A 20420-nucleotide genomic window follows, 5' to 3' on the forward strand; every position below is an offset into this window, starting at 1 on the left:
AGTATTTAAAATTTAATTTATTTAAATACTGCTTTCCATATTTATAGGAATGTTCATCTCAGCAGATTTATAGACAGCTTCTTGTACTTTTAATGTTTTTAAATAGTTAGGTCCATTGGTTTCAAAAGTTTCACCTGAAATAAGTTTATCTATAAAATCTCTCTGAAAAATATAGCAACAGTCGCCAGCAAAACCAATATCATTGTGGGTGTATTCATGCTGTTTTTCTAACTCTCCTAATTTCTGAACGGTAATTTGTCCATCAGAATATAGACGCAATGAGCCTTTTGAACCATCAATTAAATATTCTCCAAAGGTATATCTTGATTTTTTGAAATTGTTCTCATTAAACCTGTTGGCATCCCAAACGGCAGTTGCTTTATTTTCAAAACTTAAAATCATTAAACCTGCATCTTCGCCTTTTATAACAGGATTTAATCGTTTAAGAATGGCGTATACACTTTTAACTTCACCAGCATGATAGCGGAACGTATCGATAAAATGTACGCCGGTTTCATATATAAGTAATTTTTTATAATCCCTAAAATAAGGTTGTCTTGCCAAATAGGCATCGTCTCCCCAACCATCGCCCATTCGGGACCTGAAATTAAGTTGAAACAAATCTCCTAAATCATCATTATCGATAATCTTTTTTATCTCGCGATGCCAGGGCTGAAACCTAAAATTCTCATGCACTACAAAACGCACACCTTTAGACTTTACGTAGTCTACAATTTTTTGAGATTCTTGGATAGTAGGCGCTAATGGTTTTTGACATATAATGTGCACACCTTGGTCTGCAGCAAATTTACACATCTCAAAGTGTGTTTCAGGAGGTGTAATAATGTCCACAAAGTCAGGTTTTTCCTTTAAAATCATGTCCTTATAGTCGGTATAATGATTATCTATACCATAAGAATTCATAATACCTTTAGCCCTTGCCATATTAGAATTGCAAAGTGCTGTGATTTCCACCTCTGGAATACGAGTCCAAGCTTCATATTGAAATTTACTGAAGTATCCGGCGCCTATGGCGACTCCTTTTAATTTATTTTTCATGACGAATGGCTTTAGAAGAATCCATAAATAACCAACAAAAAATGGCAACTACGCCTAAAAAGGCGGCTACATAGAAAAATGGTTCATTCGAACCGGTCCAATCTAATAAATATGGAAACGCTAATGCCGTGGTAAAAGCCCCGATATTACCAGCCATATTCATCATTCCTGAAACTTTTCCAGAGTGTTCTTTACCAATGTCCATACAAAAGGACCAAGAAGGGCTCAACGTCATATCAGCACCAAATATGGCAACCGATAAGCATAATACAGCCCCAAGAGCTGTTTCCATAAATAAACTAGAAAGTATGCCAATAACCACAAACACAAAGCCTATGATTGCAGGTACTTGTCTGGATAATTTCCAGTTTCCTTTTTTATAAATAGCGTCTACTGTATAACCAGAAACCCAGTTTCCAAGTGCCCCTGCAAGAAGTGGTAACATGGCATAGAATCCTGTTGTTACTAAATTCAACCCATATTTAGCTTTTATATAAGGAAATAACCATGTTAACGTAAAAAAGAAAATAAAATTACTTCCAATGTATTGAATCATAGCTAATATCACGTTTTTAGATCCTAGGATACGACTTATGGGCAGGTTAGCTTTTATTTCCTCTACCTCCTGCTGACGGTTTTTTATTATAAATTGCTTTTCGGCATCGGAAATACCATTATGTTCTTCAGGTTTATTTCTAAAGAGCATATAAAATAGAATGGAACATACAATCCCAATGGCACCAAAAAAGTAAAAAATATTACGCCAGCCCCAAGCATCGATTAAATAGGCAACCAGCGGCAATGCAAAAGCAGCGCCCAATCTGGATCCTGAGAAATTAATACCTTGAAAAATACCGCGTTCCTTTAATGGTACCCATGAAAATGCCGCTCTGGAAATATTGGGGAATGCCCCAGCTTCACCAGCTCCAAAAATAAACCTAAAAAGAACCATAGATACATAATTCCACGCCAGTCCTGTAAACGCTGTAAAAATTGACCATAAAACCATAATTGAAGTCATTACTTTACGCACCCCATATCTATCTCCCAGTGCACCTCCAGGAACTTGAAATAGGGCATAACCTAATGCAAATGCGCTTAAAACCCATCCCATTTGAATATCGGTAAGATTTAAGTCCCCACTTATAGCATCTTTTGCGGATGATATACAAACACGGTCTATATATAATAGTAATGTAATAAAGAAAGAGCCTGCAAAGAACCCATATCGCCTTTTTGGAATGCTTGTATTCATAATTAGTTTAGTTTTTGTATTATTTTTAGAAGGGAATTTTCATTGCCTACATTACCAGGAAATACGATATAAAGTAAATCAGGAAACTTGGTTTCTTTGCCCATAGACCAAACAGGAATCCCAGCTTCTATCTGACCCAAGACTTTTGAACGTTTCATGCCTAAACCTTTTGTTGCTAAATCATGAGAGGTGATACCACCCTTGGCCAGAATATACTTAGGACGGACGTTAAGGGTTTTTATCAAACTCACCAGAGTATTTGATACTTTTGACGCGATGTTAATATTTGATGCTGTGTCTTTCCCAGAAATTAACGTTCTGCTTGTATAAACTATAACATCTTTTCCTTGTGTTAAATTCCCTTCTATTTTAGAAATTATGGATACAACATATTCGTTTGATTGTTTGCCTAAAATGGTCTCTACGTCTATTTCAACAATACAATCTTTTGTATAATGATTTAATGCAGCATTAAGTTGAAGGGAAGACTTTTTAACATAAGACCCTACAATCGTTAAGCCCCCGCAATGATTGCTACTATTAAGTATCTCTTTGGAGCTTAATAAGCCTTTTGGTTGTTGCCCGATGTAGGAGGGAACAAAAGAACTGGAGGTTCTAAAAAATATCATTTTTCCAGATGCTTCCGCAAGTAAAATAGCATGGGTAAATTTATCTAAATCGTTATAATTTAAAGCGTTTGCAATACAAAACTGATTAGCCTTCAATGCTATTATTTGCTTGCTTAGTGATACAACATCAAATGATCGTATAGTATTTATACTAAATGAGTAAACGTTAGAAGCTATTATTTTTCCATTTGTCTTTTCTTCTATATACGCCTTTAAATTTGCATTTGAATAGGCAAAAGTATGATCCTCTGCAAACGGTGTTTCATTTACAGGAGTAAGGAAATCACTATCAGAAATATAGTGGGTATCATTAACAGATACCCGTCCGCCTTCAAACATAACAGGAATAAAAAAAGAAATGGCTTCCTGTACTGCAATAGTTTGCTTAATGGCTTCTATTTCAGAAAAATGGCCTCGTAGTGTCGAATCACTGCGACTAATTATGGTAAATTCACGATTGGTAAGTTTTGAAGCTTCTGCGATGTTCTTAGATATTTCGGTATAAATTTCAGATGATTTCTCTTCGGATAAGCTTCTGGAATTCGTTAATATAAAAAATACGGGGGTTTCGTTTTTAAACTCATTAAGAATGGTTTCCTTATCCCAATTCGTTAATAGTGGAATATCATAGACTGTTTGATTGCCAGTTGGGTCGTCATCAATAACGATGCAAGTTCTATTTAATTGCTTAAAAAGGAGGTGGTTCATTCCTCTGTAATTAGAGGTATCTTCCAAAGGTAACTGTTGTGATATGTCTGATAAGGGTATGCGCATCAATATTTTTCTATGGCAATAACTCTTGCCGGAGCGCCGTCTCCGTTACTTATTTTTAAAGGTAGTGCAATAAGTTCTACACAGTTTGATTGTAAGGCATTAATATTTGTAAGGCCTTCAATGATTACAACACCTTTAAGTAAGATTTGGTGAATTTTAGTAACTTCTTTTAAGTTATTTACATCTGCGACAGATGGAGGCTCAACACCAATCATTTTCACCTTGTTTTCAAGACACCAAAGCGCAAGCTCTTCGCTTATTCTGGGCAATTCATCTCTATACTTTGGAGTATTCACAAATTGCGACCAATCCGTCCAAAAAATAAGACTATCTCCTTTTGAAAATTTTTCTAATACGTTTTCAGGAATATGGTTTGAATATATCAATCCTTGAGAACCAACATTACGAACATCGATAACCCAGGCTTTCCCAACAAAATCGGAAACAGGAATTTTATCTATAGTTTGTTGGCTTACATTAAAATGGATAGGGGCGTCCATATGCGTGCCACAATGCGAATAAAAGGTTAATGTACTCGCATTCCATCCATCTTTTTCAATGATTTTACTGGTTTCTTTGGAAAAACCAGTAAAATCATTTGTAAAATTTAGTGTAAGATCAACAATAGTATTCATTTGCTATTAAAGATTTCTAATAACAGCATCAGCTACATCTGAAGTACTAGCATTTCCTCCCAAATCTATGGTTAATACACCCGAAGATGTACTTTTGTCTATAGCTTCCATAATATTATTTGCAGCCTCAGTTTCTCCTAAATGTTCCAACATAATGGCAGCAGACCAAATTTGTCCGTAAGGATTAGCTATATTTTGCCCTGCAATATCTGGAGCAGATCCATGAATAGGTTCAAACATAGAAGGAAATTCCTTTTCTGGATTAATGTTTCCACTACCGCCAAGACCAAGACTTCCCATTACAGCACCACCTAAATCACTTAAAATATCACCAAAAAGATTAGTCGTTAAAACCACATCAAAAATTTCTGGTTTAAGAACAAAACTAGCTGTGGAGTTATCGATATACATTTGGTCATGAACAACATCAGGATACTGTAAAGCAACTTCTTTAATAACACGATCCCAATAGGTTAAGCTATTAATTAAGGTATTAGATTTTGTAATATGGGTTACTTTCTTTCTTCTTGTTCGAGCTAATTTAAAGGCGTAATGAGCTACACGTTCTATTCCTTTTCTAGTAAACACACTGGTATCTGTACCCATTCCGTTTGCAGAATCTGGTAGGTATTGTCCACCCATTTGCACGAACTCGCCTTCGGTATTTTCTCTAACAATTACAAAATCGATATGTTTTTCAGTTCTCAAAGGTCTTGTTACACCTGGATAGGTCCTTACAGGTCTGTAATTAACATACTGATTAAAACTTGTACGTACCTTAAATGTGTAGTCTTTGGCAGGAAGCGTATCATCGACAGCTGGTAAACCGACTGAACCGAAATACACCGCATCAAATTCTTTTAAAGTTTCTAATCCATCTTCGGGTAAGAATTTTTTGTTTTTAAGGTAATAACCTGCACCCCAATCAAAAGTCTTTGATGAAATACTAAAGTTATGTTTTTTAGCAACAGCCTCCAATACTCTATAGCCTTCTGGAACTATTTCGTTTCCTATGCCATCTCCTGGCACTACTGCAATATTATAGTTTTTCACTTTTTTGGTTTTTTATTGATTTAATAATAATTCTCGAGATTTTTTTATATGTAGTCTGGCATGTTTTTCTGCCTCATCAGCATTGCCACTGGCAATAGCATTTATAATGTTAAAATGTTCTTCTAGTGTTTCTTCTGGAGGTCTTACAAGTCCATGACCTATAACTTTATCGTGTATTTTTCCGAAGAAGTAAATTTTATCAAGAGGCGCATTCTCTGTAAGTTTAATTAATAATGAATGAAATTTTTCATCGGCTCTTGAATAGGCCTCAATATTAATTTTGTTCCCTGACTGAAAGGGCGTAAAACAATTTTCTAGTTGTGCTACTATCTTATTATCTTTTAAATATGCCAGTAAACGAGCAGCCATTCCTTCTATGGCTTCACGACATATATAGATATCTATAATCTCTTTTTTGTCAAACGCCTTAACATACATGCCTCTTCTTGGAACGCTTTCTACTAAATATTCATTTTCAAGGGTTAATAAAGCTTTCATGAGAGGTGTTCTACTTACACCTAGCGATTCCGCAATTTTTTCCTGAATTATTTTTTCGCCTTGTTTTAATTCGCCATTTAAAATCATTTCCTTTAACTTTAAATAAATTGGCTGGCTTATATTTTTATGTTCAATCATTCAAATAGTTCTAGCAAGTGCATTTTGTATACAAAATACAAAAATAGAAATATCGATTCATTTGATAATTGATTTTTTTTATTATTTTTAGATGAGCTATAGTTTCTCAATATAACTAACTGAATAGTAGTCATTAATAGGTCATTTTTGTTTGTTTGTTGATTTCGATTTTTTAAGAAAACAGAAAAATAAATGCACTAATCAGTATAGTACAGGATACTCTAGTTGCTTCTAATTTGTAAAATTGTTATCATCTTAATGGTACCATTATTTCTCAAACAATTGTACCGTTATGACCACTAAAACTAAATTATATGTTTAAACTAAAACTCAAAATGAAACACAAATTAAAGAAAAGATGTTTTGTTTCTGGATTAACCTTAATCTTAATGTTAATGTTTTCCAGTTTCACGCCAACTAGTTTATGGGCTCAAGAAAGAATTTCGGGTACTGTTACTGATGCTAGTGGCATACCGTTACCTGGCGTAAGTGTGTTGCAAAAAGGAACGCAACGCGGAGCATCTACAGATTTTGACGGTAACTATTCTCTTGAATTAACTACTGGCGAAAAAACTTTAGTATTTTCTTATCTAGGTTTTAAAACTGTAGAAATTCCAATAAATGGAAGAACTACTATTAATGTAGGTCTAGAGGAGGACGTAGCAAGTCTTGATGAAGTAGTCGTAATAGGTTATGGAACTCAGAAAAAAGAAAGTGTAGTAGGTGCAATTACTCAAATTAAAGGAGAGAGCTTACAAGAACTAAATGCTGGTATTACCAATGTAGAGGAGGCTTTACAAGGTAATTTACCAGGTGTTACTGCCATACAAGGTAGTGGTGTACCGGGTAGAAACGATATGCAAATTTTTATTCGTGGTCAATCTTCATGGAATGGAACCGGGCAACCATTAGTCCTTGTAGATGGTGTGCCAAGACCTATTGATAATATCGATTTTAATGATATTGAAAATCTTTCTGTACTTAAAGATGCCTCTGCTACTGCAGTTTTTGGTGTGCAAGGTGCAAATGGTGTAATTTTAATTACCACTAAAAGAGGGCAAAAAGGTAAGGCGCAATTGTCATTACAGGCGAATACAACGCTTAAGTTTGTTTCTAAGTTGCCTGAAAAACTAGATGCGTATGATGCAATCCTAGAAGCAAATTCCTCCATAATGAGGGAGCTTGCTCAGAATGAAGATTCTTGGAATTTTATTCGTCCAATTGAAATTGCTAATAGATTCCGTAATCCAGCGGATGAGCAGGAGAGTTTAATATATCCTAATATAAACTGGCGAGATGCGCTTTTAAAGGATATGGCGCAGGACTACCGTGTTAATTTATCTGTTCGTGGAGGAACAAATAAAGCTAAGTATTTTGGTAGTTTAGCGTACCAAAAAGTTTCTGATATTTTTGACGGAGCTAGTTATGATAATGGTAAAGGGTATGAAAGTGAGTTTAGCTACGATAGATTTAATTTCCGTAGTAATATAGATTTTGATATCACAAGTACTACAGAATTTTCTGTAAACCTTGGGGGGTTCTTAGGTATTCAACAGACGCCTGGTAACTTAAACCTGGTTACAAATGCTATTTATGAGCTTGCGCCTAATGCTTATAACCCTGTTTTTCCTGATGGTTTCTATGGTAGAGATAATAACGATGTCTTTGCAAATACAAACCCTATTGTAACCTTAACAAACACAGGTTACCAGACTACCAATACTTTTAATATAAATACTGACTTTATTTTAAAACAAAAATTAGACTTTATTACGAGCGGTTTATCATTTCAAGGGCGTTTTTCTTTAGATAATAGATCTGAAAGTGTACAAAATTTGAATGACCCAGGAGGTGATGGTCAAGAAAATGTTAGATATCGTGTGTATAACGAATTTTTCGAAGAGAGAATAGAGTCTCCAAACGGAGTTAATGATTTTGGTTTTGTGCCATTTCCATGGACACTTGATGCGGCAGAAATTCGGAATAACTCAATTCGTAATAATCTATTGTATGATTTTTCATTTAATTACAGTAATACCTTTGCTGAAAAGCATTCGGTTACAGGATTGCTATTATTTAGACGTCAAAATCGCAGTCAGCCTAATAACTTTCCTGTACTTCGTGAAGACTGGGTAGGAAGGGTTACTTACGACTATGATAAAAGATATTTCTTAGACATAAGTGGTGCTTACAACGGGTCGGAGAAATATGGTCCTGGATTCCGTTTCGATCTTTTTCCTGCTTTAGCAGCGGGTTGGACGGTGTCTAACGAGGCATTCATGAGTGAGGTTGATTGGGTAAATCTTCTTAAATTTAGAGGCTCTTATGGTTTAATTGGTGATGATAGCGGAGGAAATAGATTTGAGTATCAGGCAACTTGGAATATTGGAGGTGGTGCATTTATCAATCCCAATGCTTCTAACCAACGTGAGAATTATGTGTTTTACAGTGAGGCTAACGTAGGTAATAGTGCTTTGCAATGGGAAACAGCTGTAAAGTATAATATTGGTGCAGAAATAGGATTGTTTAACAATGCAATTACTGCAGAGTTAGACTACTTTGGAGAAGATCGTAGCAATATTCTAATACCAAGTACTCAAAGAGCGGTTCCAGATTGGTTTGGTGCTAGCCCTCCAGCCTTTAATAGAGGAGAAGTAGAGGTGCGAGGATTTGAAATCGTACTTGGTGCTAATCATACCTTCGGAAACGGATTAAATATTTTTGGTAACTTTAATTTCACCCAAGCTAAAGATTTGGTAATTGATAGAGAAGATCCAGAATTACGTCCGTTTTACCAAAAAGCAGCGGGGTATACTATTGGACAACCAAGATCTGCTATTCCAGCTAATATACTTGGGAGTATAGATGATTTGTACAGCTCAACACCAAGGGTTAACGGACAAGGGAATATACGTACTGGATATTATAATTTACTTGATTACGATGGAGATGGTGTTTATAATGGTGCTTTTGATAATGTGCCATTTGGTTTCCCAGTGCGTCCACAAAGAAACTGGGCTGCTACAGTTGGAGCTAAATACAAAGGATGGAAGTTATCTGTACAGTTCTATGGTACACAAAATGCAAATAGAGATTATACCAGTAGAACCTTTAATAATCAAATAGATACGTTTTTTACACACGAGTTAGGATATTGGACAAAAGATAACCCAACAGGTGTAAGAACACAACCACTGTTTAATTTCACACAAGGTGCTAGTGATCCAAGACGTAACTTTTGGGATGGTTCGCTAACAAGATTAAGGAGTATAGCCTTAAATTATAGTGTACCGAAAAAAACATGCGAGCAATTAGGAGTTAAAGCATTGAGTATTTTTGCTAATGGTAATAATTTGTTCTTATGGACAGATTTACCAGATGATAGGGAATTTAATAGTAGTCAAACTTCCGATTCTAGTTTTAGAGGAGATTATCCTACTTTGGCAAGATTTAATTTCGGTTTTAATTTGGATTTTTAAAAAAAAGAATTATGAAAAATTTTAAAGTAAAAATAGTTTTATTTCTAGGGCTGCTGCTTGCATTTGCCTGCGAAGATTATTTAGACATTGCTCCAGAGGCTGAAATTGAAGCAGCCGATGTATTTGGAACCTTTGAAACATCACAAGGTTTTGTAGAAGAAATGTATAATTTGGTGGTTGACTACGGAACAAATGGTTGGTCTTTCCAAGATTACATTTATGGAGATGACGGTTACAATACCCAAGGTTTTAAATTTAGTACTCAACTAGATAGAGGTGAATTAAATCGTTGGATCGGTAATAGCTTAAGTTATTTACATCAAAATAATAGGTTTCAAACGGGTTCTAATAATGGAACACTAGGGAGCACCAATGAAGAACAAGGTAGAGGTAGACCAAAGGTGTGGAATGCCAGCATGCGCGGTATTCGTAAAGCTAATGTTGTGATTGCCAACGAAGATTTAATGGTTGGTTTAACTCAGGATGAAAAAGATGTTATCCTTGGTCAAGCTTACTTTTTCAGAGCATTTTTCCATAACGAAGTGATGAAGTTTTGGGGGCGTTTTCCTCATATTCAAGAAGTATTTACAGGAGTAATTGATATTCCACGCCCAGAAACGTATAAGGAGGTGGCATTGTCAATTAACGAAGACTATAAAAAAGCTATTGAATTACTACCTGTAGATTGGGACGATGAACCTTATGGGCAGAGAACTCGTGGAAACAATGCGGGTAGGTTAACAAAAGGGGCCGCTTACGGGTTTCAAGGGAAAAACTTACTTTTTGCAGCAAGTCCACTAATGTTTTTCAACAACCAGCCAGGAATTAATACGTACACTTACGATACGGAATTAGCCGCTATGGCTGTTGATGCTTTTGCCGAAGTACTTAAACTAGAACAAGCGGGTGAATATTCCTTAGCAACAAACATGGAGGATTACAAGAAAGTATTATGGGAAACACCTACTAATACTTGGCCAGGTTTAGTTCCAGAGGCTAGAGAGTTAATTTTTGCCGGTTCTGCCGGATCGCACGTTGGTTCTACGCTTAGCTTTATGGCTACGGGAATGCCAAGACCTATTGCTGCTACCGGTACACAATGTACTAGTGCCACTCATAACTACATACATCAAAATTTTGGAATGGCCAATGGATTATCTATTGAGGATGACCTAAGTGGAGTATACGGTACACCAACTTACAATCCTAATAGACCATTTGATAATCGTGATCCTCGTTTTTACGCATGGGTTTTTAAAGATCGTGACACACTTTCAACAAGAGGAGGTGTACCTGCTGTAAATAGAACGATGAAGTTGTATTCAACCGATGAAAACGGAAATTCTGGTGCACATCGCGACAGGAATAATTATTCTTGGTCTGGGTATATGTTTAAGAAATTTTATCCAGAAATCGATGGGCAATACCATTCCCAAAGAGGGAACAATATTCTTAGAAGATTTACAGGTATACGCATGCATATGAGGTTAACCGATGTGTACCTAATGTATGCAGAAGCACTTCATGTATCTAGAGGCGCAACCACAGCACCTAGTTCTTTTTCTCTTACTGCAGAACAGGCAATAAATATATTAAGAGCTAGAGCAGGAATTGCTAACGTAAATCCGGCTATTGTTGCCGACAGTAATAAATTCTTAGATGAAATAAGACGTGAAAGAGCTGTGGAATTATCTTATGAAGGGCACAGATGGGTAGATATACGCCGTTGGGGAGTTGCCCATGAAGATAAATATAGGATTAAGACAAAATTAAATTTTGATAAAGATTGGACATTCTTCGAGGAAGACGTATTGGTAGATAGAGTTTGTGAATATCCTAAACACTATTGGCTGCCATTTGAGGCGAATCAAACACAATTTTATGAAGGCTTCCCTCAAAATCCAGGATGGTAAACTTTAATAAATTTGTTTTAACTAATACTAAAATACTAAACAAAAAGAAATGAAGATAAATAAATTATATAGGTTTTACGGCCTCGTATGCTTAACCATGTTATGCTTTTGCACTATGGTGACAGCTCAATCTGCAGGAACAGAGGTGTCAGCAACCGTGGTTGATGAGCAAGGGAATCCTTTAAGTGGGGTGAATATTTACGGTCCTGAAGGTGCTCGGGCATCTACCGACTCCAATGGGATATTTAAAATTACCTTGCCTAGTAGCGAAGCTGCAGTTATAGAGAAGAAGGGTTACGAATCGCAACTTGTTAGTTTAACGACGCTTTCAGGTGATATTACACTTGTAAAGTCAGACTTTCTAGCGTCAGAAGATGACGAAATAAACATGGGAGTCGCAACTAGAGACAGACGTGAGATAGTAGGTTCTGTATCGTCAGTAAACACTAAAGATCGGTTAACGTACGATAACACACAGTTTGTAAGAGATTATATTAATGGTTTAACCGTAGGGGTAAGAGGCTCATCTAATATTAGAGGTATAGGAAATGCATTGTTTGTTATCGACGGTGTTTTTGGTCGTGACCCCAATGTTTTAAACATGGAAGAGGTCGAGCAAATTACCGTACTAAAGGATGCTAATGCAGTGGCCTTATATGGTAGCCAAGGGCAAAATGGTGTAATAATTATTAACACAAAACGTGGTAAAAGAAATAAAAAGGAGGTAAACGTGAATGTACGTTCTGGTATAAGAACACCTTTAGCATTACCTAATTACTTAGACGCTGCCACTTTTATGGAACTCCGTAATGAAGCATTTGTCAACGATGGATTGGACTTGAATATAGTTGGTTTTTCTCAAGAACAAATACAAAACACAAGAAGTGGATTAAACCCTATTGAATTTCCTGATGTTAACTTGTATGATTTTGTACAACCCTTTGTAAATACTCACAATGTAATTTCTGAGTTTTCAGGTGGTAATGATAAATCGCAATATTACGTTAATGTAGGATGGCTTTACAACGAAGATTGGGTTAATATTAACGAGGATATCAACGCAGGAACCAATCGATTTAATGTAAGAGGTAATATAGACTTTAGAGTTAACGATTGGATTACTAGTAGCATTGATGGTGTAGCAATTATTAATACCGCTAAAAGTTCTAGAGCAAACCTATTAAATGCGGCTACTACATTTATACCTTTTGATTATGCACCTTTACTTCCAGTAAGTGCTCTTGAAAATGACCCTGCATTGGAAACGTTGTTAGCAGGTGCAACTATTTTTGATGGTAATTTATTAGGTACGTCACTACAACTTGGAGGAAATACACCCGCACCTGTAGCACAAGCGATTGCTGGTGGTTATCAAAATAGAGTGTTTCGTGTAACCCAGTTTAATAACGCAATAAATTTTGATCTTTCTCGAATAACTGAAGGCTTATCGGCAAAGACGTATTTAAGTTTCGACTTTTTCGATACTTATACCACATCTATATCAAATGAGTTTAGAGCTTATACCCTTGTGGACCCAGATACAAATAATGGAATTCGTTTAAGAGATTTTGGACAAGATAGAAGAGATTTGTCTGAGAATACTGTTTCTAATGGGTTTGTATCACGAATAGGTATGTATGCATTGGTAAATTATGAAAAAGCCTTGGCTAAAAATCACTCAATAAATACAACAGTTTTAGGGTATTATAATTCCCAGAAGAGAGCTGGTGCTCTTCAAACGGATAGAGATTCTCATTTAGGATTTCAAATGACGTACGATTTCAAGAAAAAATTATTTGTTGATTTTTCTGGAGCTTACGCGCACTCACTTAAGTTACCAGAAGGTAATAGAGGTGGTTTTTCACCAACAGTTGGGTTGGGCTACATTATAAGCGAAGAGCCGTTTTTAAAAGATAACGATTTTGTAAACTATTTGAAATTAAAGGCTTCTGGTGGAATTATAAAGTCCGATAGAGGAATTGATGGCTACTATTTATATGACGAAAACTATTCAAGTGGGTCAAATTTTTCTTGGGCAGATGGCGTATTCGCTAACAGCAGACAAAACATTTCGCAAGGTGCTAATCCTGACTTAGGTTTTGAAGAGCGTATAGATTTAAATATAGGTTTTGAAAGTTATTTAATGAACTCACTTTGGTTAGAAGCTAATTACTTTAGAACAGAACTAGATAAACAATTGGTTTTCTTAGCAGATCAATATCCTTCATACTATAATGCGTTTAGACCATTAAATAATTTTAATGGCAATTTGTATACTGGTTTTGAACTAGGACTTAATTTCAACAAAACCTTTAACGACTTTTCGATTGGTATTGGTGCGAACGTATTATATAGCCAAACAGAGGCCTCAAAACGTTCAGAAACTAACGAGTTTGCATATCAAAACAGACAAGGCCTTGAATTATCATCAATATTTGGATTTGAAGATTTAGGCTTTTATTCTGAATCAGACTTTACCGTTGATACAGACGGAAACTTTATACTGAACAGTGGCTTACCACAGCCAAATCTTGGAACGAATGTAAAACCAGGAGATATTAGATATGCCGATCAAAATGGTGATAGTGTTGTAGATTTAGATGATCAAGTGGCGCTTGGGCAATCATCAAGTCCATGGACTTACGGGATTAACCTAAATTTAAATTACAAAAGATTTAATTTATTTGTATTAGGTACTGGACAAACTGGTGCTTTGGGTAATAAGTTAACTGGTTTTAGCAATTACTATAGCCCAAATGGGACGGATAAATACTCCGAAGTGGTATTGGGACGTTGGACGCCACAAACCGCTAACACGGCAACTTTTCCAAGATTAACATCAGGAGATAACCAAAATAACTTTAGAACATCGTCGTTCTGGTTGTATGATAACAGTTTCTTTGAAATTAGTCGTGCACAGTTAACTTATGAGTTTACTGATGCTTTATGTGATAAAATTGGAGTTGAAGATTTTAGTTTGAATTTTCAAGGTACCAACCTTTTAGAGGTAGCTGAAAATAAAGATATTCGTCAGTTAAGCATCGGTGGTAATCCACAATCTAGAACATATACGCTTGGTATAAGAATGTCGTTTTAATAAATTAAAAAATTAGATATATAAATGAAAAAATTAATAAAATATATAGTTATTATGTCGGTCTTTACGGGCATAATTGGCTGTGAGGCTATCTTAGACCCTATTGATGAAAACAGGTTGGACTTTGAGTTTGTTAGTAATGATCCAGCATCTGCAGAAGGTGTGTTATTAAATGGCTATTCGCGTTTGGTAAATCAGTTTTCATTTATTGAGGCTGCAACAGATGATGCTGTAAATAACCAATTAGATAACAATTTTAAGCGTATGGCTCTTGGTGAGTTAAATGCGCAGTTTAATCCTGCATCACGTTGGAATAATTTTGAAAGTGTATTATGGGTAAACAAATTTTTAGAGATCATTGACGCTGCCGAAATTGTATGGTCTCCAAATGAAGAGCTGAACGAATTGTTTTATCAACGTATGGAGGGTGAGGCATTAGCGTTGAGAGGTTTACATCATTTTTACGCTTTACAGGCACATGCAGGTGTAGGTACTTCTGGAGAATTGTTGGGAGTACCATACATAACAGAGTTTATAGAATCTAATGGTAATTTTAACACGCCTCGTTTATCATTCGAAGCTACGGTGCAAGCTATTATGGCGGATTTTGATGCGGCACTTGATTTATTGCCTATGGATTATGGATTAAGTGAAGCAGATATAGATCCAAGGTATGCTAACTTTGATTTTGATAATTACGACGTAGTTAACGGTTCTTTGTATAATTTGCGAATTTCCGGTAGAATAGTAAAAGCGTTAAAAGCACGCTTAGCACTTATGGCTGCTAGTCCATCGTTTTTAAACGACCAAGCCTATTATACAATGGCGGCTGAATTTTCAAGTGAAGTATTAAATACTATAGGAGGAGTTGCTGGTTTATCATCTAATGGTGTAGATTATTATACTACTTACGACGTGAGTACTTCTGATGAAATGATCTGGAGAGGTTCTATACCAAATGGTACAAGTTCTGGTATTGAGAGACGTATGTTTCCACCCTCTGTAAATGGTAATGGGGAAATCAATCCTACACAAAATTTCGTAGATGTATTTCCTATGGAAAACGGATTTCCTGCAACAGCAGCCAATGGTTACGACCCACAAAATCCTTATGCGAATAGAGATCCTAGATTAGAGAAGTTTGTAGTACTTAATGGAAGCTCTTTTGGAGGAGGTAGTATTAATACTGGTGTCGGTGGAGGCATTGATAGATTAGATTCTATTCCTGAATTTTCCACAAAAACAGGATATTATCTTAAAAAATTATTACACCCGGGCGTACGATTAAATGATGATGGATCTGCAGTTGGTCAGAGAACGTATAGTGTTTATTTTAGATATACAGAATTGTTTCTAATATTTGCAGAAGCTGCTAATGAAATTGGTGGCCCAGATCAACAAATTAATGGTTTGACACCTCGTCAGGTTATTGGAGCTATTAGAGAAAGAGCGGGGCTTACTCAGCCAGATAATTACCTAGCGTCAATTACATCAATGGAGGCTATGCGCGATCTTATTAGAAACGAACGTCGTATAGAATTGAGTTTTGAAGGACATCGTTTTTGGGATTTAAGAAGATGGGGACTATCCTTAAATGAAACAGCTGAGGGCGCTTTCTTTGATGGAACCGATTATACACTGGGTATACCCGTTGAAACAAGGAATTATCCAACATTTGCTACGTATATGCCAATTCCAAATGCAGAAACTTTAAGATTTACTGCACTTGAACAGAATATGGGCTGGTAAGTAATTACATACTTTAAAAGAACTAAAAATATTAAATATGAAAATTAAATTAGTAATAATATTCGCTATAGCCTTCGGTTTAATGGCTTGCGAAAATCAAGAATTCGTAGCGGAAGATTTTGGCACAACCACAGTCTATTTCCCTTATCAGTCACCCGCTAGAACCTTAGTGTTAGGTGAGTACGATTTGGGTTTTAATGATAACGACAATAATGGTAGATTTGAAATAGGTGTTGTGATGTCCGGAGTTGTTGAAAATACGATAGATCGCAGGGTGTTTTTTGAATTGGCTCCAGAATTAATAGATGCCAATGCATTAGGGGTAGATTCTGTAAATGTCCAAATTTTACCATCCTCTTATTATACTATAGAACAGCAAAGCCCGGTTACAATTCCTGCGGGTTCTATAAATGGGCGTATTCCTGTTCAACTGGAAGACGCATTTTTTGATGACCCATTGTCTTTTGCCGGGGTAAACGAAACACATTATGTGATTCCTTTGCGAATTACAGATTATGAGGAATTAGATTCTTTATTAACAGGTGTGCCTATTGTAGACAACCCCATTAAGATATTGCCAGCGGATTGGAACCCTGCACCCAAAGATTATACACTTTTTGGTATAAAGTTTATGAATGAATATCAAGGTATATATCTACGTCGTGGAGCAGATGTTATGACGAATGGTGCAGGTGAGGTAACTACTTCTGAGTATAGAGCGGAATTTGTTGAACGTGATGAGTTGGCTACATTAACCACAACCGGAAAATCAAATGTAAGCTATGTTAATCGTGTAAGAAGAGGGGAGCTTTCGAGCCCAGGAGATCTAAATATTGAGTTGGCATTTAATAACGACGATACATGTACGGTAAGTAGTTTTGGAGACGACCCATATAATGTTTCTGGTTCAGGAAGGTTTGTACAAGATGGTGATGAATGGGGAGGAGAAAAACGTAATGTTATTTATTTAGATTACACATATACAGATGCAGTTAATAGTGAAACTCATGCTGTAAAAGATACATTAGTAATCAGAAACAGAAATGTTGTATTTGAGGAATTCACAGTTGAATTAACAACACCGTAGTTTTTTACATAAAAAATGAAATGATAAAAAAATAGCGAGGATTTAATCCTCGCTATTTTTTTTTATTTTTAATTCACACAAAAATGATTGTATTTTAAGTCCTGCAATCCTAGAATTATCAAATAACCAGATTTAATATAAAAAATATTGATTTCAGGATAGAACAGGATGGCTTCTATTTTTAAATTCTGTAACTATGTTGCAGTATTCAAAATAAAATTTAGTAATTGTTTGAGTTAGTCAATACTCTTCATCATAGGTGTTAATTATTTTATGGTGGAGAGTTTTTTTATAATTTTAAAAAAATAATTAAAATGAAAGTATTTAAATCAAGCTCATTATTTTTAGTAGCCCTCCTAATAATGGGTAATATGTATTCTTGTAAAGAAGAAAAGCAAGAAATACCGTGGGTTAATTTAATACAAAACGAATCCCTTGAAGGTTGGAATATTAAAGGGGGAAATGCTACTTATGAGGTAGAAGAAGGAGTAATTACTGGAACAACAGCTGCTAATACACCAAACACCTTTTTAACTACAAATAAAATGTATGGTGATTTTATTTTTGAAATTGATTTTAAAGTAGACTCAACAATGAACTCTGGTATACAAATACGAAGTAACAGTTTGCCATATTATCAGAATGGAAGAGTACATGGATATCAAGTAGAGATCGATCCTTCAAAGCGTGCTTGGAGTGGCGGCATCTATGATGAGGGAAGACGTAAATGGTTAAATACATTGGAAAATAATTCAGAAGCGCAAAAAGCATTTAAACAAAATGAATGGAATCATTATCGCGTTGAAGCTATTGCAGATACTATAAAAACATGGATAAATGGTGTGCCAGCTTCTTATTTAATTGACGATAAAACAGCCAGCGGATTTATTGGTTTACAAGTGCACTCAATAGGCAAAAACAAGGAGAAATTAGGCAAGCAGGTAATGTGGAAAAATGCTAAAATTCTAACGGAAAACCTAGAAAAATACACTACAAAATCACCTTTAGAACCTGTAATAACAAAAAACAACCTTACAGTTAACGAGAAAAAATCTGGTTGGAAAATGCTGTGGGATGGAAAATCAACTAACGGATGGCGTGGTGCAAAATTAGATAGATTTCCAGAATCTGGTTGGGTAATTGAAAACGGAGAGCTAATAGTTTTAGCTTCAGGAGGTGCAGAATCTGCCGCTGGAGGTGATATAGTAACAACTGACGATTACAGTAATTTTGAATTACAAGTGGATTTTAAACTAACGCCAGGTGCAAATAGTGGTATTAAATATTATGTAGATACTGAAATTAACAAAGGTCCAGGGTCATCAATTGGTTTAGAATATCAAATTTTAGATGATGCGTTACATCCTGATGCAAAACTTGGCAGTCATGAAGGTAGTAGAACTGTTTGCTCCTTATATGATTTAATTCAAGCAGATCCTAATAAACCTATTAATGCTATTGGGGAATGGAATACCGCACATATCGTTTCAATAGATAATCATGTGGAGCATTGGATTAATGGGGTAAAAGTATTAGAATATGAAAGAGGTAGCGACGATTTTAATAAATTAGTATCAGAAAGTAAATATGATAAATGGCCTAATTTTGGACTACTCGAAAAAGGTCAAATTTTATTACAGGACCACGGTGATAAGGTGTCATTCAGAAATATTAAAATTCGAGTTCCAAAGAAAAATAACAAATAATAATGGATAGCAAAAGAAGAGATTTTTTAAAAAAAACTACGCTGGCAGCGGCAGGTATAAGCTTAACAAGTAGTATCAATGCAATATCAGCTAAAAGCTACAATAATATTATTGGGGCAAACGATCGTTTAAATGTTGCTATTGCAGGTTTAGGTCGAAGACTTGGAGCTTTTAAACAACCAATAGCTTTAAAACAAAGCAATGTAAAGTTAGTATATCTTTGCGATGTTATGGAAAGTCAACGTTTAAAGGGTTTAAAAGCTTTTAGAGAACACATTGACTACAATCCTGCATTGGAAAATGATATTAGAAAAGTGTTAGATGATAAAAATGTTGATGTCTTGATTAATGCCACACCAGATCATTGGCATACACCAGGTTCAATCATGGCCATGAAAGCAGGAAAGCATGTGTATGTTGAGAAACCATGTAGCCATAACATGTATGAAAATGAGCAACTGGTAAAAGCATCAAAACATTATAATAAAATTGTTCAAATGGGTAACCAGCAACGTTCGTCTGGTCATACCATCGAAATAATTACAGAAATTCATAATGGAATAATAGGTAAACCGTATAAAGCAGTTGCATTTTATAATAATGGGAGAGGCGAGGTGCCTTTGCAAAAAAAAGCGGCTATACCAGAAGGTTTAGATTGGGATTTATGGCAAGGACCGGCTCCAAGACGTGATTATACATCTGAAACATGGAATTACAATTGGCATTGGTATGGTTGGGATTATGGTACTGCCGAAGCAGGAAATAATGGTACACATGAATTAGACGTAGCGCGTTGGGCGTTACAAGTAGATTTTCCTCAACATGTTTACGTTGAAGCAGAAAAACGTCATTTTTTAGACGATGGCTGGGAAATGTATGATGACATGGAAGCTACCTTTAAATTTGCTGATAATAAAGTTATTAAGTGGGATGGGAAATCTAGAAATAGTTATAGCACTTATGGTGGTGGTCGTGGTACCGTAATTTATGGAACAGAAGGAACTGTATTTGTAGATAGAGGTAAATATGTATTATACAATCGTAAAGGAAAAGTAGTTAAAGAATATGATTCTCAGTCAAACGAAGCAGGAACGGCTTTAGGTGGTGGAGGTGATACATCAACAAAACATGTTCAAAATCTTTTTGATACTATAAGAGGTAAAACTAAATTAACAGCACCTATTGACGATGCTAGCATAAGCATGGCTTTGGTACATTATGCGAATATTGCATATAGAATTAATGATGCTTTTGATGTTAACGATAAAACTGGTATGATGTATAACCGAGATGCTATGAAATTATGGTCAAGAACTTATGAACCAGGTTGGGACCCTAAAATATAAAG

Annotated in this window: 13 protein-coding genes; 7 read left to right on the forward strand and 6 right to left on the reverse strand. The window is 35.6% G+C overall.

The genetic code is table 11. The annotated features are described in order from the left end of the window. Nucleotides 1-21: 21 nt before the first annotated feature. Genes BMY39_RS10880 through BMY39_RS10905 form a run of 6 tightly spaced genes read right to left on the reverse strand, consistent with a single transcriptional unit; the run spans nucleotide 22 to nucleotide 6041 of the window. Nucleotides 22-1059 (reverse strand): Gfo/Idh/MocA family protein, encoded by a 1038-nt coding sequence (locus BMY39_RS10880; protein WP_092579539.1) that lies wholly within the window; start codon nucleotides 1057-1059, stop codon nucleotides 22-24. Beyond that, a complete protein-coding gene (locus tag BMY39_RS10885; RefSeq protein ID WP_092579541.1) occupies nucleotides 1049-2314 on the reverse strand; it encodes an MFS transporter in 1266 nt (421 codons plus the stop codon). Before BMY39_RS10885 ends, BMY39_RS10880 begins: the two co-directional genes overlap by 11 nt. 2 nt (nucleotides 2315-2316) lie before the next feature. After that, the gene (locus BMY39_RS10890) at nucleotides 2317-3717 is read right to left on the reverse strand and encodes a four-carbon acid sugar kinase family protein (RefSeq protein ID WP_092579544.1); all 1401 of its coding nucleotides are present in this window, start codon (nucleotides 3715-3717) and stop codon (nucleotides 2317-2319) included. After that, nucleotides 3717-4352, reverse strand: a complete 636-nt coding sequence (locus tag BMY39_RS10895) for a cyclase family protein (protein WP_092579546.1) — start codon at nucleotides 4350-4352, stop codon at nucleotides 3717-3719. The genes BMY39_RS10890 and BMY39_RS10895 overlap by 1 nt, the downstream gene beginning before the upstream one ends. A gap of 6 nt (nucleotides 4353-4358) precedes the next feature. Further along, a complete protein-coding gene (locus BMY39_RS10900; protein ID WP_092579548.1) occupies nucleotides 4359-5405 on the reverse strand; it encodes an isocitrate/isopropylmalate dehydrogenase family protein in 1047 nt (348 codons plus the stop codon). A 12-nt stretch (nucleotides 5406-5417) separates the two neighbouring features. Continuing rightward, the gene (locus tag BMY39_RS10905) at nucleotides 5418-6041 is read right to left on the reverse strand and encodes a GntR family transcriptional regulator (RefSeq protein ID WP_092579550.1); all 624 of its coding nucleotides are present in this window, start codon (nucleotides 6039-6041) and stop codon (nucleotides 5418-5420) included. 335 nt (nucleotides 6042-6376) lie between these two features. On the opposite strand from BMY39_RS10905, the gene BMY39_RS10910 reads away from it, so the two are divergent. The 7 genes from BMY39_RS10910 (at nucleotide 6377) to BMY39_RS10940 (ending at nucleotide 20418) form a co-directional block, all read left to right on the forward strand. Then, the gene (locus BMY39_RS10910; protein WP_177176588.1) at nucleotides 6377-9520 is read left to right on the forward strand and encodes a SusC/RagA family TonB-linked outer membrane protein; all 3144 of its coding nucleotides are present in this window, start codon (nucleotides 6377-6379) and stop codon (nucleotides 9518-9520) included. Nucleotides 9521-9531: 11 nt separating this feature from the next. Beyond that, on the forward strand, nucleotides 9532-11433 hold the full coding sequence (locus tag BMY39_RS10915) for a RagB/SusD family nutrient uptake outer membrane protein (RefSeq protein WP_092579554.1): 1902 nt from the start codon (nucleotides 9532-9534) through the stop codon (nucleotides 11431-11433). 49 nt (nucleotides 11434-11482) lie between these two features. Further along, nucleotides 11483-14530: a SusC/RagA family TonB-linked outer membrane protein gene (locus BMY39_RS10920; protein ID WP_092579556.1), complete on the forward strand. Its 3048-nt coding sequence runs from the start codon at nucleotides 11483-11485 to the stop codon at nucleotides 14528-14530. 24 nt (nucleotides 14531-14554) lie between these two features. Next, a complete protein-coding gene (locus BMY39_RS10925) occupies nucleotides 14555-16279 on the forward strand; it encodes a RagB/SusD family nutrient uptake outer membrane protein (RefSeq protein ID WP_092579558.1) in 1725 nt (574 codons plus the stop codon). 37 nt (nucleotides 16280-16316) lie between these two features. Beyond that, nucleotides 16317-17366: a DUF5627 domain-containing protein gene (locus tag BMY39_RS10930; RefSeq protein ID WP_092579560.1), complete on the forward strand. Its 1050-nt coding sequence runs from the start codon at nucleotides 16317-16319 to the stop codon at nucleotides 17364-17366. Nucleotides 17367-17680: 314 nt separating this feature from the next. Further along, nucleotides 17681-19072: a 3-keto-disaccharide hydrolase gene (locus BMY39_RS10935; RefSeq protein WP_092579562.1), complete on the forward strand. Its 1392-nt coding sequence runs from the start codon at nucleotides 17681-17683 to the stop codon at nucleotides 19070-19072. A gap of 2 nt (nucleotides 19073-19074) precedes the next feature. Further along, on the forward strand, nucleotides 19075-20418 hold the full coding sequence (locus tag BMY39_RS10940) for a Gfo/Idh/MocA family protein (RefSeq protein ID WP_092579564.1): 1344 nt from the start codon (nucleotides 19075-19077) through the stop codon (nucleotides 20416-20418). Nucleotides 20419-20420: the final 2 nt, after the last annotated feature.

The organism is Hyunsoonleella jejuensis (assembly GCF_900111025.1).
Lineage (GTDB): Bacteria > Bacteroidota > Bacteroidia > Flavobacteriales > Flavobacteriaceae > Jejuia > Jejuia jejuensis.

What these genes read in the sequence shown, in the direction of transcription:
- BMY39_RS10880 (WP_092579539.1), bottom strand. Translation starts at nt 1,059, where the DNA reads ATGAAAAATAAATTAAAAGGAGTCGCCATAGGCGCCGGATACTTCAGT.
- BMY39_RS10885 (WP_092579541.1), bottom strand. Translation starts at nt 2,314, where the DNA reads ATGAATACAAGCATTCCAAAAAGGCGATATGGGTTCTTTGCAGGCTCT.
- BMY39_RS10890 (WP_092579544.1), bottom strand. Translation starts at nt 3,717, where the DNA reads ATGCGCATACCCTTATCAGACATATCACAACAGTTACCTTTGGAAGAT.
- BMY39_RS10895 (WP_092579546.1), bottom strand. Translation starts at nt 4,352, where the DNA reads ATGAATACTATTGTTGATCTTACACTAAATTTTACAAATGATTTTACT.
- BMY39_RS10905 (WP_092579550.1), bottom strand. Translation starts at nt 6,041, where the DNA reads ATGATTGAACATAAAAATATAAGCCAGCCAATTTATTTAAAGTTAAAG.
- BMY39_RS10910 (WP_177176588.1), top strand. Translation starts at nt 6,377, where the DNA reads ATGAAACACAAATTAAAGAAAAGATGTTTTGTTTCTGGATTAACCTTA.
- BMY39_RS10915 (WP_092579554.1), top strand. Translation starts at nt 9,532, where the DNA reads ATGAAAAATTTTAAAGTAAAAATAGTTTTATTTCTAGGGCTGCTGCTT.
- BMY39_RS10920 (WP_092579556.1), top strand. Translation starts at nt 11,483, where the DNA reads ATGAAGATAAATAAATTATATAGGTTTTACGGCCTCGTATGCTTAACC.
- BMY39_RS10925 (WP_092579558.1), top strand. Translation starts at nt 14,555, where the DNA reads ATGAAAAAATTAATAAAATATATAGTTATTATGTCGGTCTTTACGGGC.
- BMY39_RS10930 (WP_092579560.1), top strand. Translation starts at nt 16,317, where the DNA reads ATGAAAATTAAATTAGTAATAATATTCGCTATAGCCTTCGGTTTAATG.
- BMY39_RS10935 (WP_092579562.1), top strand. Translation starts at nt 17,681, where the DNA reads ATGAAAGTATTTAAATCAAGCTCATTATTTTTAGTAGCCCTCCTAATA.
- BMY39_RS10940 (WP_092579564.1), top strand. Translation starts at nt 19,075, where the DNA reads ATGGATAGCAAAAGAAGAGATTTTTTAAAAAAAACTACGCTGGCAGCG.